Source organism: Denitrificimonas caeni DSM 24390 (assembly GCF_000421765.1).
Classification (GTDB): Bacteria; Pseudomonadota; Gammaproteobacteria; order Pseudomonadales; family Pseudomonadaceae; genus Denitrificimonas; species Denitrificimonas caeni.
On sequence record NZ_ATXQ01000001.1, the window covers coordinates 496,127 to 511,383 of the forward strand.

The 15,257-nt window shown below is 48.5% G+C and carries 11 protein-coding genes and 2 riboswitches; of the genes, 5 read left to right on the top strand and 6 right to left on the bottom strand.

Annotated elements, in window-relative coordinates:
• Positions 1 to 39: 39 nt before the first annotated feature.
• The 3 genes from H591_RS0102330 to gdhA all read right to left on the bottom strand — a co-directional run bounded on the left by H591_RS0102330 (position 40) and on the right by gdhA (position 4,651).
• Complete coding sequence (locus H591_RS0102330; protein ID WP_022965336.1) at positions 40 to 2,454, bottom strand: Lon protease family protein; 2,415 nt, start codon at positions 2,452 to 2,454, stop codon at positions 40 to 42.
• 306 nt (positions 2,455 to 2,760) lie between these two features.
• Positions 2,761 to 3,075 carry a TraR/DksA family transcriptional regulator gene (locus H591_RS0102335; RefSeq protein WP_022965337.1) on the bottom strand — a complete coding sequence of 105 codons (315 nt, stop codon included), beginning with the start codon at positions 3,073 to 3,075 and terminating at the stop codon, positions 2,761 to 2,763.
• A gap of 238 nt (positions 3,076 to 3,313) precedes the next feature.
• A complete protein-coding gene (gene gdhA / locus H591_RS0102340; protein WP_022965338.1) occupies positions 3,314 to 4,651 on the bottom strand; it encodes an NADP-specific glutamate dehydrogenase in 1,338 nt (445 codons plus the stop codon).
• Positions 4,652 to 4,888: 237 nt separating this feature from the next.
• Between gdhA and H591_RS0102345 the strand changes: the two genes are divergently transcribed.
• The 5 genes from H591_RS0102345 to H591_RS0102365 all read left to right on the top strand — a co-directional run bounded on the left by H591_RS0102345 (position 4,889) and on the right by H591_RS0102365 (position 9,068).
• Positions 4,889 to 5,458 (top strand): DUF2796 domain-containing protein, encoded by a 570-nt coding sequence (locus tag H591_RS0102345; RefSeq protein WP_022965339.1) that lies wholly within the window; start codon positions 4,889 to 4,891, stop codon positions 5,456 to 5,458.
• Positions 5,459 to 5,547: 89 nt separating this feature from the next.
• Complete coding sequence (locus H591_RS0102350; protein ID WP_022965340.1) at positions 5,548 to 6,261, top strand: ATP-binding cassette domain-containing protein; 714 nt, start codon at positions 5,548 to 5,550, stop codon at positions 6,259 to 6,261.
• 1 nt (position 6,262) lies between these two features.
• Positions 6,263 to 7,531 (top strand): ABC transporter permease, encoded by a 1,269-nt coding sequence (locus tag H591_RS0102355; RefSeq protein WP_022965341.1) that lies wholly within the window; start codon positions 6,263 to 6,265, stop codon positions 7,529 to 7,531.
• A 41-nt stretch (positions 7,532 to 7,572) separates the two neighbouring features.
• A complete protein-coding gene (locus H591_RS0102360; protein WP_022965342.1) occupies positions 7,573 to 8,103 on the top strand; it encodes a DUF3299 domain-containing protein in 531 nt (176 codons plus the stop codon).
• 125 nt (positions 8,104 to 8,228) lie between these two features.
• Positions 8,229 to 8,322: riboswitch (glycine riboswitch) on the top strand.
• 2 nt (positions 8,323 to 8,324) lie between these two features.
• Positions 8,325 to 8,424, top strand: a riboswitch (glycine riboswitch).
• A gap of 23 nt (positions 8,425 to 8,447) precedes the next feature.
• Positions 8,448 to 9,068 (top strand): trimeric intracellular cation channel family protein, encoded by a 621-nt coding sequence (locus H591_RS0102365; protein ID WP_022965343.1) that lies wholly within the window; start codon positions 8,448 to 8,450, stop codon positions 9,066 to 9,068.
• 46 nt (positions 9,069 to 9,114) lie between these two features.
• On the opposite strand, the gene H591_RS0102370 is transcribed toward H591_RS0102365, so the two are convergent.
• From H591_RS0102370 to typA, 3 genes are all read right to left on the bottom strand, one after another.
• The gene (locus H591_RS0102370; RefSeq protein ID WP_022965344.1) at positions 9,115 to 11,025 is read right to left on the bottom strand and encodes an autotransporter domain-containing SGNH/GDSL hydrolase family protein; all 1,911 of its coding nucleotides are present in this window, start codon (positions 11,023 to 11,025) and stop codon (positions 9,115 to 9,117) included.
• A gap of 137 nt (positions 11,026 to 11,162) precedes the next feature.
• Positions 11,163 to 12,998, bottom strand: coding sequence for a PhoX family protein (locus H591_RS0102375; RefSeq protein WP_211219930.1), 1,836 nt, complete (start codon positions 12,996 to 12,998; stop codon positions 11,163 to 11,165).
• A 325-nt stretch (positions 12,999 to 13,323) separates the two neighbouring features.
• Complete coding sequence (gene typA / locus H591_RS0102380) at positions 13,324 to 15,141, bottom strand: translational GTPase TypA (protein WP_022965346.1); 1,818 nt, start codon at positions 15,139 to 15,141, stop codon at positions 13,324 to 13,326.
• Between the last annotated feature and the right edge of the window lie 116 nt (positions 15,142 to 15,257).

The following is a 15,257-nucleotide window of genomic DNA, read 5'->3' on the forward strand; positions in this document are numbered from 1 at the left end:
GTGGATAACCTTGTGCACAACAGTGTTTAGCTGTGCCAGCTAGGTTGTTGCTGGAGTGCTGTCAGCCGCTTTACCCTCATCACTGTCCATGTCTAACTCAGCAATGCTGCGTAAGCGCTCCACCACGCGCGCATTGATCGAGCCTGCGGGGAACAGATTATCTTGGTCGGCATAACCCGCTTCTTCACCGCTTAACAGGGCTAAAGCCTGATCAACATGCCGCACAGCATAGATCTGGAACTGGCCAGCGCGCACAGCGTCAATCACTTCATCATCCAATAACAAATTAATAATGTTTGACTGCGGGATAATAACCCCTTGTTCGCCGGTTAAGCCTCGAGCTTGGCACAAGCGGAAGAAGCCTTCAATCTTCTCATTCACGCCACCAACCGCCTGCACTTCACCAAATTGATTGATCGATCCCGTAATCGCAAACGACTGTTTCAACGGTGCGCGCGACAATGCAGAAATCAAGGCACAGACCTCACCCAACGAAGCACTATCACCATCGACATAACCATAAGATTGCTCAAGCGCGATACTGGCAGAAATGGCCAGAGGGAACTCTTGTGCGTAGCGGCTGCCCAGATACCCAGTAAGAATCATCACACCTTTCGAGTGGATGGATTGCCCTAAACTGACTTCTCGTTCAATATCAACAATGCCGCTGGCACCGGGATAAACCGAAGCGGAAATACGTGCCGGCATACCAAAAGCGGTATCGCCGACAGCCAGCACAGTCAAACCGTTGCATTTGCCCACCGCAGCACCATGGCTGTCAATCAAAATAACCCCAGACAACATGTCATCTAAGATCCGCGCACAAACTCTACCGGTGCGCGTCACCTTAGCTTCAATCGCTTGTTGTACGTGCTGCTCATCGGTAATGGCAACGCCTGCGTTATGGCGTAAAAAGTCTGCCTCGCTGACAATCTGAAACAAGTCCGCCAAGCTCGCAGAAAGACGCTCTTGATGCTCGGCCAAACGGGTGCTGTAACGCACCAAACGTAGCACTGCCGCCGCACTTAATGGCGCCATCTCTTCTTCAGTGGTGCGCGCACAAAGCAATTGAGCAAAGTGCTGCAGAGTCTCATCGGTCAACGGAATGTCTTCATCAAAATCAACCAGCACACGAAACATTTCTTGGAAGTCTGGATCGAGCTCCTGCAAGGCGTAATACAAATCACGCGAACCAATCACTACGACTTTAACCTGCAAGGGAATCACTTGTGGAATCAAGGTTGCGGTGGCTAAACGACCCAGCTCAACCAAAGGTGATTCCATTTTTAATTGCCTAGAATGCAATGCGCGCTTCAACGCTTCCCAGACAAAAGGTTCTGAGAGCAGCTTTTCTGCTTCTAAAATCAAATAACCGCCATTGGCACGGTGTAAAGCACCGGAGCGCAGCTGACGGTAGCTAGTGTACAAAGCACCTTGGTCGGTACTGTACTCAATACGTCCAAACAAATTGTCGTAGGTTGGATGCGATTCAAAAACGACCGGCGCTCCTTCTTCTGGGGTATGGCCAATCACTAAATTAGGACTGTATTGCTCTTCCAGTAACTTACGTGCCAATGAGTCACTGTGGTCCTCATCGACCAATTGCTCGACCACCGTTTTTAGTAAATTAGTGTGCATGGCTTGCAAGTAAGCCACCACGCAAGGGTGTTCAGCATACTTCTGCGCCAGCGGCGCAAGTAACGGCTCCAAAGCAAGCGCGATGGTTTCTTCATTGAGCTGGCGTAACTGATTGCTCGATTCACGCTTCCACAGCGGCAAGCTGGAAAGCTCCTTATTCAGGTGTTCTTCGAGGACAGCAATATCCAGATGAAACTGTTCGCGCTCACTGTCTGGACGCTGGGCAAACTCAGCTTCATCCAAAGCTTTGCCATCAAACATTGGTGTAAAAGCGATATTGGTACTGTCGCGGTACAACGCAATATTTTTTTCTAAGGCAAGCTTTTCTACGGTATCAAGCGCTAAGTCGTAGCGGCGATTAAAGATGCGATCAATGGCGCTTTTTCTCTGCTGCCAACCAGGCGTCTCAAACACGGCGGGGAAAGTCGCCAGCAAGTTATCAAGCAACACACTGATATCAGCACAGAAGCAACTACCCTCTCCGGGCGGAAGCTGTAAGGCGTGCGGTTCACGCATCTCATCAAAATGGTTAACGTAGAGCCAGTCCGATGGCGTTGGCCGCTGCTTGGCCTGCTCATTCAAATAACGGCGCACATAGGAAAACCGACCGGTACCAGACTCACCCATTACAAACACGTTGTAACCAGCACGCGGCATCGACACGCCAAACTGCAATGCTTGTACAGCTCGCGCCTGCCCTAGCACACCTTGCAACGGTTGCAACTCGGCGGTGGTAGCAAAGCTAAACGGCTTATTAAAAGTACGCGTCAATTGCTCAGGTGATAAATGCAGTGCAGTAACAGTTGGACCAGGCATTAGAATTCCTTGCAGCTAGCGGCCACGCCGCGAAGTTAACGGCGCATTTTGGCCCTGCAGGATAGCCCACTGCAAGGAAGAAGTTAAAACAAGTGTGGATTTAGCTCGCAGAGACTCTGCAAAAGACCGTAACAGCAAGGAATTAAAAAACGATTAAAAGGAGCAGTATCGGTGCCGAATAACAACTTGACTGCTACGCAACGCCTTCCATGGCGAGGCTTATCACATCGTTAGCGATACGCGTATGACAGTGATAACGTTTTCAGACCTGCTCGGCATGCAGCTTTATCGCAATCAGCAGAAAAGTTAGTCTGCGCAGTTAATACAAAATGGCGTCGATGGCAAAGCTTCAAGGCGTGCAGCACTGATTGGCTCGCCACATTTTTCACATTCGCCATAAGTACCTGCATCTAAACGCTCAATGGCTTGTTGAACTTCTTTGACGCTGGCACGCGCATCGACCAACAAACCTTGCAGAACCATATCATTCTGGCGTTCTGTCGCCTGCTCAGAAAAGCTCTGGGCATGAGTTCGTGACAAGTCACGCTCAATCGCTTCGGCACGAGTAGCGTACTCAATAGCCAGTGCTTGTAGGCGCATACGCGGATCAATTGCTGTCATAAACCACCTCTTCTAAAAGCACAGACCAATCTTAAGCATAGAGTGAATAGCATTATGATAAAGAGAGGCCCTTCTCAAAGTACTGATATCAATCAAGGCAGCCTTGAGTACTCAAGCTAAAGATATGTTTATTTGCTACGGCACTGGCCAATGCCGCGTTTAAAAGCAATGCACATAAAAATGCCCTGTGATGACTCAACAGGGCATTTTTTAACAGGTAAAACTGAGCTGTAAAAGCTTACACAATACCTTGCGCTAACATGGCATCAGCCACCTTAACGAAACCAGCGATATTGGCACCTTTAACGTAGTTAACCTTACCGTTTTCCATACCGTAATGAACGCAAGCGGTGTGAATATTTTGCATAATACTGTGCAATTTAGCATCCACTTCACCATCAGTCCAAAGTAAACGCATAGCGTTTTGACTCATTTCTAGACCGCTCACCGCCACACCACCAGCGTTAGACGCCTTACCTGGTGCATACAAAATACCTTGCTCAATAAACAGATCAACAGCATCCAGCGTAGATGGCATGTTTGCGCCTTCAGCAACACAGATACATCCGTTTTTGATCAAAGTGCGTGCATCATCAATGGTCAACTCATTTTGCGTTGCGCACGGCAAAGCAATATCACACTGCAGACCCCATGGGCGCTGCCCTGCAAGGTACTGTAAACCAAAATGCTCGGCCATTTCTTCAATGCGACCACGACGGATGTTTTTCAGATCCATCAGGTACTTCCAGTGCTCGCTGTCCATACCATTTTCCATGTACAGCGTGCCGCCTGAGTCTGATAAAGAAATCACTTTACCGCCTAACTCAATGACCTTTTGCGCAGCATACTGAGCCACGTTGCCCGAGCCAGAGATAGCAACACGCTGACCTTCAATGCGACGTTTAACGCTTTTCAGCATTTCTTCAGCAAAGTATACGCAGCCATAACCTGTGGCTTCTGGACGAATTAAGCTACCGCCATAGGTCATACCTTTACCGGTCAATACCGAGGTGAACTCATTGGCAAGACGCTTGTACTGGCCAAACATATAACCAATCTCACGCGCACCAACACCAATATCACCAGCCGGGACATCAAGGTTATGGCCAATGTGACGGAACAGTTCAGTCATAAAGGACTGACAGAAGCGCATCACTTCGTTATCTGTTTTACCTTTAGGATCAAAGTCTGAGCCACCTTTACCGCCGCCCATAGGCAGTGAAGTCAGAGAGTTTTTGAATACTTGTTCAAAAGCTAAAAACTTCAAAACACCCAAATTGACTGAAGGATGGAAACGCAAACCACCTTTATAAGGGCCTATCGCGCTATTCATTTGTACGCGATAACCGCGATTGACGTGCACCTTACCGGCATCATCGACCCAAGGCACACGGAACAGAATCACCCGCTCGGGTTCGACCATACGTTCAATGATGCCCGCCTTCATGTAGCGCGGGTTATCCTCAAGGAACGGCCATAAAGTGCGCAGCACTTCTTCTACAGCCTGATGAAATTCAGGCTGATCAGGATCACGTTGTTTTATATGGGATAAAAACGCATTAAGAGTTTGGGACATAAGTAAGCCTCGGCAAACCGTACGCATACGGTCGTGGTTCAAAACTTTCCGACTTTATCAGTGCAAAGCTACTTTGCGATAGAAAAAAATATGTTTTTTTGAAAAAAATCATGCCTGAGCAGCGCTCCCAGCCTATCAATCTAGCATTGCACTGATATTTATCGTGCTGGGCTTGTTATTTTTACGCCACAAAAGTAAGGTTATATTATAACTTAATTTATCCTTTGGAATTTTAACATGCACCTTCGCACCTTACTCGCTTCGGCCGCTCTAGCTTTGTCATTTCCAGTTCTTGCAGATGACCATCAACACAGCCTTGAGGCTCACGTACATGGCATTGGCACATTAAATATAGCTCTAGAAAACCAACTGTTAGAACTGCAGCTCGAAAGCCCCGCAATGAATATCATTGGCTTTGAATATCAGCCTACAACAACGGCAGACATACAATCTGTTAAAGCAGCACAAAATAAACTGAGCAATGCAGCAGAGCTGTTTGCATTCAGTCCTGCTGCGCAATGCCGCTTAACCTCAGTCTCGATTGAAAATGCCTTACTCAAAGGGAGCGGCGCTCACGATCATGACCATGAGTCACAGCCTGCAGCAGAGATAGCGGAGCATCAACATAACGATATAAGTGCTCACTACCAATATCACTGTGCCACCCCAGCACAGTTAAATAGCATTGACCTAGCTGGCCTATTTAAGCTGTTTACCCAGACTGAAAAAATCCAAGTGCAACTGATCGTCGGTGACCATCAGCAAGGTGCAGAGCTGTCTGCTAAAAACACTTCACTGAGCTGGTAACATAAGTTTTTTTAAATGGCAGAAATCAACAATACCCCTGCAATTCAACAATCAGTAACACACCCGATTTTATAGAATTGAGATAACTCATGGTTTGTCAGAGTCCGATCATTGAACTGCATGACCTGCGCTTTGCTTGGCCTAAGCAGGATCTGCTGTTAGATATCGCAGAATTTACTGTGCAGCCGCAGCAGCGCGTGTTTTTGAAAGGCCCCTCTGGGAGCGGCAAAACCACGCTACTGGGCTTACTGGGTGGCGTACAGCTCCCACAAAGTGGCTGTATCAAGTTATTAGGGCAAGACTTAAGTCAGCTCAGCGCCAGCGCACGTGACCGTTTTCGTGTTGATCACAGCGGCTTTATTTTTCAGCAGTTTAATCTCCTGCCGTTTTTATCCGTGTTGGATAACGTTGTGCTGCCTTGTCAGTTTTCCAAGCTACGCAAACAGCGCGCCAGCATACGGCACGGTAGCATCGAGGCAGCGGCGCAAGCCTTGTTGCAGCAACTTGGCTTAGCCCGTCAATTGCATAGCAAACAAGCGGGGGAGTTATCTATCGGACAGCAACAGCGTGTCGCTGCAGCGCGTGCATTGATCGGCCAGCCAGAACTGGTCATCGCTGATGAACCAACCTCAGCGCTCGACGCCGACAGCCGTGAAGCATTTTTGCAGTTGCTGTTTAGCGAATGCGCAGCGGCCGATGCCAGTTTATTATTTGTCAGTCATGATCAATCCTTGGCGACATTATTTGATCGCAGTATCGATCTAAGCCAACTCAACCGCGCGATGCGCGAGCAGGAGGTTTAGCATGCATCTCCTGCGAATCGCTTTGCGCAGTCTCAACAATCGACGCTTTACCGCCTTACTGACCATCTTTGCGATTGCCTTGTCGATGGCCTTACTGCTCGCCGTAGAACGGGTACGTACCGAAGCACGCAGCAGTTTTGCCAGCACCATCAGTTCAACGGATTTAATTGTTGGCGCACGCTCCGGCTCAGTTAACTTGCTGCTTTACTCAGTGTTCAGAATTGGTAATGCCACCAACAACATTCGCTGGACCAGCTTTGAGCACTTTGCCCAGCATCCGCAAGTACAATGGGCAGTGCCGTTGTCATTGGGTGATTCCCACCATGGCTATCGAGTACTGGGGACCTCGGAAGATTACTTTAATCATTATCAGTACAGCCGCAAAAAACACCTGGCTTTAGCGCAAGGCCGATTTTTTACTGACCAAGCGCCCTTTGAAGTTGTGCTTGGTGCAGAAGTGGCCAATGCCTTAGATTATAAGTTAGGACAAGAGTTGGTCTTGGCGCATGGGGTCGCCACTGTCAGCTTGGTCAAGCACGATGACAAACCCTTCACTGTTGTCGGCATTTTACAGCGCACTGGCACCCCAGTGGATCACACTCTACACATTGCGCTCGCGGGAATGGAAGCCCTGCATATTGACTGGCAGCATGGCGCTCCAGCTTATGGCCGGCAAAAAATAAGCGCCGAGCAAGCGCTACAAATGGATCTGCAACCCAAAGAAATCACCGCCATGCTGGTCGGCTTGAAAAGCCGCATGGCGACCTTTGCTGTACAGCGTGAGATCAATCAATGGCGCGGCGAGCCGTTACTGGCGATTTTACCCGGCGTGGCATTGCAAGAGCTCTGGAGCTTGATGGGCACGGCAGAAAAGGCGCTTTTCGTTGTATCGCTATTTGTGGTGTTGACAGGCCTTATCGGTATGCTCACCGCTATTTTAACCAGCCTAAATGAGCGCCGTCGTGAGATGGCCATTTTACGTTCGGTTGGCGCGCGCCCTTGGCATATTGCCAGCTTGCTGATTCTCGAAGCCTTCACTTTAGCTTTTGTTGGCATTCTGGCTGGCGTTGCATTTCTCTACCTCGGCATTGCCATTGCCCAAGCCCCACTGCAGAGTCACTATGGTTTGCACTTGGCTTTTTCAGCGCCAACCGTGCATGAATGGCAGTTACTCGGTGCAGTACTCGCAGTAGGCGTATTGATCGGTGCAATACCGGCTTGGCGCGCCTATCGGCAATCACTGGCAGATGGCTTAAATATTCGTTTATAACCAATGGCTTTAGCGGATTAATCAACTTGAGTGGATATCTTATGGCGAGGATTTTTTGTTTAATTTTACTGGCATGCAGCTTTAACTTTGCCTACGCCAGCGAGTTACGCACACTGCGTTGGGAAGAAATGGTTCCAACTGACGCACCACCTTTGCCACCACCCACCGCACTGCATGATCTTAATCAGCTGGCAGACGTGCTTGCTGAGGAAAGCGGTCCTGCCGCCGCGCAACAATACCCAAATGCACCGGTAGTCCCTGAGCTCAATGGTATTGCGATGAAGCTGCCAGGCTATATCGTGCCGTTAACGATTGACGACAACAGTCGAGTTACCGAGTTTTTGCTGGTGCCTTACTTTGGTGCCTGTATTCATGTGCCCCCACCACCATCCAACCAGATGGTGTATGTCACCAGCGAGGGCGGCGTTGCTTTAGGTGAAATGTGGCAGCCCTACTGGATCGAAGGCCAGCTAAGCGTACAAACCTTCAGCAGCGACTTCGGTGACACCGGCTACCAAGCGGTTGCCGAAAAAATCTACCCCTATGTGTTTGATAGCCCGGCGATTAAATAAGCGATCACTATCGACCCATTACTGTTGCTTTATCAAGGCAACCAACATATTAAGCAGCAGCCAAAACGTTCGCACACTCAATACACGATAAATTATTCGTCTTTATCTAAACACACACCGTATAATGCCCCCTCGCAGGAGAGAGAGCGGATTACAACTCTGCTCCGCCGAAGGCGCAAACTCCCATAAACGCTCAGGCTCATGTACTGCGAAACAACTTAGATTCGCCAACTGGAGAGCGATTGCTTTAGGCAATCCACCGAAGGGGCAAGCGGCAAACTGCTGCGTAAACTCTCAGGTACACAGGACAGAGGGAGAGGCGTTACTGTCAGCAGGAGTCCTGCGTGCTTACCTATATCTATCTGATTGCTATTACTGCCGAAGCCATGTCCGGAGCACTTGCCGCTGGACGACGCAATATGGATCTATTCGGGGTCGCTCTGATCGCTTTTATCACCGCCCTTGGTGGTGGTACTGTGCGTGACATGCTGCTGGGCAACTACCCTGTGACTTGGACCCAACACCCACCCTATATCTACCTCACCATTGGCTCTGGTCTTGCGACCATGCTGATCGCACGCTTTATGCACAAGCTCAACCAGATCTTTTTGATCCTCGATGCGATGGGTTTAGTGGCCTTTACCATCATCGGTTGTAATGTTGCCCTTAAGCTTGGCTACGAAACACCAGTGGTGATTATGGCGGGGATTACTACTGGTATTTTCGGCGGTATTTTGCGCGACATTATGTGCAACCGCACACCTCAAGTACTCAGGCATGAACTCTACGCGAGTGTGTCGTTAGTGGTGGCAGTGGTGTATTTGTACTTAAAATCACTGGGCGTAGATGATAATGTCAACACCCTCGCCTCATTCAGCTTCGGTCTGGCGTTGCGCCTCGCCGCGATTCGCTGGAAGTTGTCTTTACCAGTATTTTCCTACTCACCCGGACGCTGGGGTGACTAAGAATAAAGCGCCCATTAGGGCGCCTTATTTACAACAAGACAATCGACTACCAGTTCAAGCTCACCCCAACACCCAAACCATGCTGACGTATTGAGTCAGCGTGGGTGTAGTTGTAGTTACCTTGCACACTTAAAGCATCAGACAGTTTATAAGTAGCCCCTAAACCGAGCGAGCCTACAGAGCTGTCCGGCTCATAACCTTGTAATCTAAAGCGCACGGAATCTACGCTATTAAGGTACATGCCAAGCTTCTGTTGATCGTCAGCAAACTCTTTCTCATAACCAATTTCCGCGCTAAGACTGAGTGGCGCAGTTAACTGATAGCTGGCCAGCAAACCAACACCCAAACGTTTTGAACTGCGTTTTTGTTCAGAAAAAGTTATCGCCGTGGATCTATCACCTTTCTCCGCGTAGCCATCAACTTTAAAACGCGCATGGCTCATAGAGACAAAAGGTGATAACTGCAGCGGATCTTGTGCCGAAAAGAGTTGATAACCAACACGCGCATGCACGGCTAAAACACTACCATCGGCGTCGCCTTTCTCAGTTCGTGCGGCGGTATTTAGCGCCAGTTTACGGTGTAAGCTCGCATAGTCTAAGCGCCCAGCACTCAGAGTTAAATCACCCCATAACGCTTGATTGTTGTACTGAATAAAAGGGCTGAGCAAATAGCTGTTAAGGCGGTATTTAGAATCATGCGCCCCCGCTGTTAAGCTATTTTCTTGTAGACTAATGCCTACACCTGCTCGCCATTGCTCATCAAGACGATAGCTGCCACCAAACGACAAGCCATAATTATTACTGTCACCGTCACTGGAACTTTTTTGTGTACGGTAATTACTGCGTTCACCACTGACCGCCGCAAAGCTATTCCACTGACCAGTCGCTTGCCAACTCGACTGCCCACTCAAAGCATGATTCTGTAAAGTTTTTTGATGTTGATTGAGCGAACTGCGGGCCATCTCTGGAAGCAAGCTGACCTCCCAAGGTGCAGCCAATATTGAATAGCCGTAATCGGCGATCAAGCGCTGCCCGGTAATGGTTGGATGCACACCGTCATCGAACAGTAGTTTCGTCGGATCAGGCGTCGCACTATTGATGCCATACTTTAAATTCTCAGTGCAGTCATCACCGCTAAAGCAAGTGCCAACTAAGTTTTCATTAGCATCCAAACCAAATGCACTAGGATTCGCAAGCCCCTCACTGAGTAGCTTAGGAATATTCAGGGCAATCACTTCTGCATTGACTTGCGCTAAGCGCTGCACAAGCTGGGTATTAAAATCAACACCTAAAGCCGATACAAAACCTTGGAGTGGAGTGCCAGAGATGGCTGGGGTTAAACCAACATCGGGCAGCATCCACACCATAAAATAGCGCCCGCCAGCTTTTTGCAACGCCTCAACGCCATCAGCTAATCGATTCGCTGAATCTGCAGCCTGCTGAGGATTTGTAATCAAAAACTGCAAAAAATCATTGCCGCCACCGCTGAGGTAAAACAAAGTGTTAGGATCAATGCTATGACCTTGTGCCTGCAGGCTTGGCAAATAACCATCACGTGTACGTGTGGTGCTGCCATCGACCACGACAGACCCAGCAACGCCAGTAATAGAGTCATAAATCTGATCAGTGCGATAACCGCCTACTGCCCAGTTGTCACCGTCTGCTTGGCCTTCCCCAGCACGCACTGGCGAGGTTGAGCCCGCTAATTGGGTACTGCTGATGCCTAAGCGTTCACCAATCAGCATGGATGACACCTTGCCATATACAGCGCCCGGACTCCCATCGACCCTATTGGTGAAGCGTTTGGTTTGACCTGGAACACTCGTATCTTCGAATTGTCCAGCATCAACTAAACTGTCACCGAACACTACAAAACCGCTATAGGGTTTAGGTGCAGCGCAAGCCACACCAACACTTAAAGCCGAAATACCTACCAGACTGACTAGTGCTTTCTTCATCGTATAGCTCCGTATTATTATTTTTATTACCGAGCATTAACTACTACAAAGAACAATTTAGTGCAACTTATTTAGACAGCCAGCCCAAACAGTACGCCCCTATAGTGCTTTCATACTTGAGCAATCACCTTCAATGACTAAGCTCCAATAACGCCGCCATCTATTCGTGTAATCACCATCACGCTGGAGCGCGCAACGGAATCCCCACCGAATGGAAAGCTTGAAGGCACCCGCTCTTCACCTGGGTGCTGCACACCGACAAATAAAGTTTTCTGATCTGGAGTGAAAGCCAAGCCGGTAATCTCACAGGCCACAGGACCGGTTAGGAAGCGCCGTACCTCACCTGTTTTTGGATCCGCGCAGAGCATCTGGTTATTGCCCTGTCCAGCAAAATCATCCTGATTTGAATAATTACCATCCGACTGAATCCACAAACGTCCAGCTTGGTCAAAACCAATACCATCAGGGCTGTTAAACATATTATCGGTAGTAATATTACTAGAGCCTGCATAAAGTGTTCCTCCGTGTATATCGGGGTTACCCGCCATTAAAAAGAGATCCCATTGAAAATCTTTAGCGGTATGCTGCCCTGCGCTTGGCACCCAGCGCACGATCTGTCCATAGTGATTTTCCGCACGAGGATTAGGCCCACCTACAGGCTGATTATCTTTAAGCCCACGATTTTTATTATTGGTTAAGGTACAAAACACCATTGGTTCATGGGGATGCACAGCTACCCACTCAGGTCGATCCATGGTGGTTGCGCCTACTTGCGTCGCCGCCAAGCGCGCATGAATCAGAATATCCGCCTGACTGGCAAAACCATTATCTGCGGTCAAACCGTTTTGACCATACGCTAAGCTGAGCCACTCGCCGCTGCCATCCTCATTAAACTTAGCAACAAATAATTCGCCATCATCTAATAGGTCACGATTCGCTGTTTGATCTGTAGGACTGTACTTATTGCGACTGACAAACCGGTAAATATGCTCGCCGCGCTCATCATCCCCTAAATACACCACCACGCGGCCATCCTCAGCAATCACCAACTCTGCGTTTTCATGCTTAAAGCGCCCTAAGGCAGTGCGTTTTACTGGTATAGAGCTTGGATTGTGTGGATCAATCTCGACTACCCAACCAAAGCGATTCGGCTCATTAGGTTCTTTGCCTAGGTCAAAACGCGAATCAAACTTATACCAACTGTAGCCCGCATCCACTGCGGCAATACCGTAGCGTGAAAACTCAGGGCTCAAATCAACCTGTGCATCACTACCAAAATAACCATTGAAGTTTTCTTCACAGGTTAAATAGGTGCCCCAAGGGGTCATACCATTAGCGCAATTATTAAAAGTACCTAAGGCCACTTCACCCTTTGGGTCAGCGTTCGTCTGCAGTAAAGCATGCCCTTGCGCGGGGCCGCTGATACGCATCGCTGTGCTGGCATCAATGCGACGATTAAAACGTCCATTTCTATCAAAGCGCCAACCTTGCGCCTGCTTGGTTAAGGTAATAATAGATACGCCATGCGCTGCTTGAGCATAATCCACATCGGCAGCGGTCATATTTTTACCCTGATGCTCAAACATGAGCTCATAGTTAGTGTACTCATTGTTGACGGCTAAAATAGCGGTCTGTTGATCCACTGGAAAAAAGCTCATGCCATCGTTATTGTCACCAAACTGACGCTTTTGATTGGCCGCTGTATTCTTATGTAACTGATTCGAAAACTCTGCAACATCGGCAAATAAGGGATCACCCCAAGAGATCAAACGCTCAACTTGATAACCCTCTGGCACCACAATTGTGTCCGCAGTACTCGCAGGCACAGCTTTAAAACCCAGCAAAGAGCTAGCTGTTGGCGACAATGCTGCGGCAATCGATCGACTGACAGGCGTCATACTAAAAAAGGTCACCGCACCTAAAGCAGCAGTCGCACCCAGAAAACGACGTCGCGACAGACCACGCTCAGCCATCTGAGTAAACTCTGGTGTTTCCGTACGAGGATGATTCAACTCATCTTGCAACTCAAACTGACTCATAGCACAACCTCAGCAAGGCGTTTAATTACGATGCAGTCAGATTAGGCGGGCTAGATGTCAAAGAGATGACAGTTTTATGAGAGATTAGTGACGCCGAAATAACGTAGAAGTAAAAGCACATATTCAGCGTATCTACAAAAAACTACAGGTATCACGACGCAACCAAGCCGTTGCTAAAGCAGAGCTTTTAGGTTTATTAACCGGCCATTAAAAAACCCGCAACGTTGCCGGTGCGGGTTTTGGGTACAGCTAAAGCAAATTAGACTTTGTTACGACCATGACGCTTACGATCGTTTTCAGTCAGATACTTTTTACGCAGACGAATTGACTTCGGCGTTACTTCAACCAGCTCATCATCTTCGATGAACTCAAGCGCTTGCTCAAGAGAGAAACGGATTGGCGGAACCAATGCTGTGGTTTCTTCTTTACCGGTTACACGCATGTTGTCGAGTTTTTTGGCTTTAGTTGGGTTAATCGCCAAGTCGTTATCACGACTGTGGATACCAGCTAACTGGCCTTCGTAAATTTCTTCACCCGGTGATAAGAACAGCTTACCGCGCTCTTGCAGAGTTTCTAGCGAGTAAGTCAGTGCTTTACCGGTCGCCATAGAGACCAATACGCCCTGCTGGCGGCTGGTTACTTCACCAGTTTTGATTGGACCGTAGTGACTGAACATACCGGTCAAAATACCAGTACCAGAAGTCATGGTCATAAACTGGTTACGGAAACCAATCAAACCACGTGAAGGCACAGTGTACTCAAGACGAATACGACCCTTACCGTCCGGAACCATATTGGTCAGCTCACCACGGCGCAGACCAAACTGCTCCATGATTGAACCTTGATGTTGCTCTTCGATATCTAGAATAACGTTTTCGTACGGCTCTTGCTTAACGCCATCAACTTCTTTGATCACAACTTCTGGACGCGAAATACCCAGCTCGTAACCTTCACGGCGCATGGTTTCGATCAGTACTGACAGGTGTAATTCACCACGACCAGATACTTTAAACTTGTCCACGTCATCGCCCTGAACAACACGCAATGCCACGTTGTGCAGCAACTCTTTTTCCAGACGTTCTTTAAGGTTACGGCTAGTAACGAACTTACCTTCTTTACCAGCAAAAGGTGAGTCGTTAACTTGGAACGTCATGCTCACGGTTGGCTCATCAACGCTCAATGGCGGCAAGGCTTCAACGTGTTGCTGATCACACAAAGTGTCAGAAATAAACAATGGCTCAAAACCACTGATACAAACGATATCACCAGCTTGTGCTTCTTCAACTTCAACACGGTGCAAACCATGGTGACCCATCAGCTTAAGGATACGACCGTTACGGCGCTTACCGTCAACATCAATCGAAGTCACTGGGCTGTTGGCTTTAATGCGACCACGGGTAATACGACCAATACCGATAATACCGAGGAAGTTGTTGTAGTCCAACGCCGAGATTTGCATCTGGAATGGACCATCTAAGTCAACTTTTGGTGGCTTAACAAAATCAATTACAGACTGGAACAATACGTCCATGTTCTCAGTCATTTCGGCTGGGTCTAAACCTGAAGTACCATTCAAAGCACTGGTGTAAACAATTGGGAAATCAAGCTGCTCTTCAGTCGCGCCCAAGTTATCAAACAGGTCAAACACTTGGTCAACAACCCAGTCTGGACGTGCGCCAGGACGATCAACTTTATTGATCACAACAATAGGGTTCAAGCCCGACTGGAACGCTTTTTGCGTTACAAAGCGTGTTTGTGGCATCGGGCCATCAATGGAGTCAACCACCAATAATACGCAGTCGACCATGCTCATTACGCGCTCAACTTCACCACCGAAGTCAGCGTGGCCTGGGGTGTCCACGATATTAATGTTGTAGTCGTGCCATTTAATGGCAGTGTTTTTAGCCAGAATAGTAATTCCACGCTCTTTTTCTTGGTCATTGGAATCCATGACGCGGTCAGAGTCGAGCTCTTTACGGTCAAGGGTACCCGACGCACGTAAAAGGGCGTCAACCAAGGTCGTTTTACCATGGTCAACGTGGGCGATAATGGCAATGTTGCGTAAATTCTCAATCACAAGCTTATCTCGAGTAAAATATGTAGGCTGCACGCAAAGCGCGTCAGATGTATCGTAAGTAACAAGGGTTTATCAGTCTGGTGGGCGTAACTGCTGCGGCATGGCCACACAGCTCC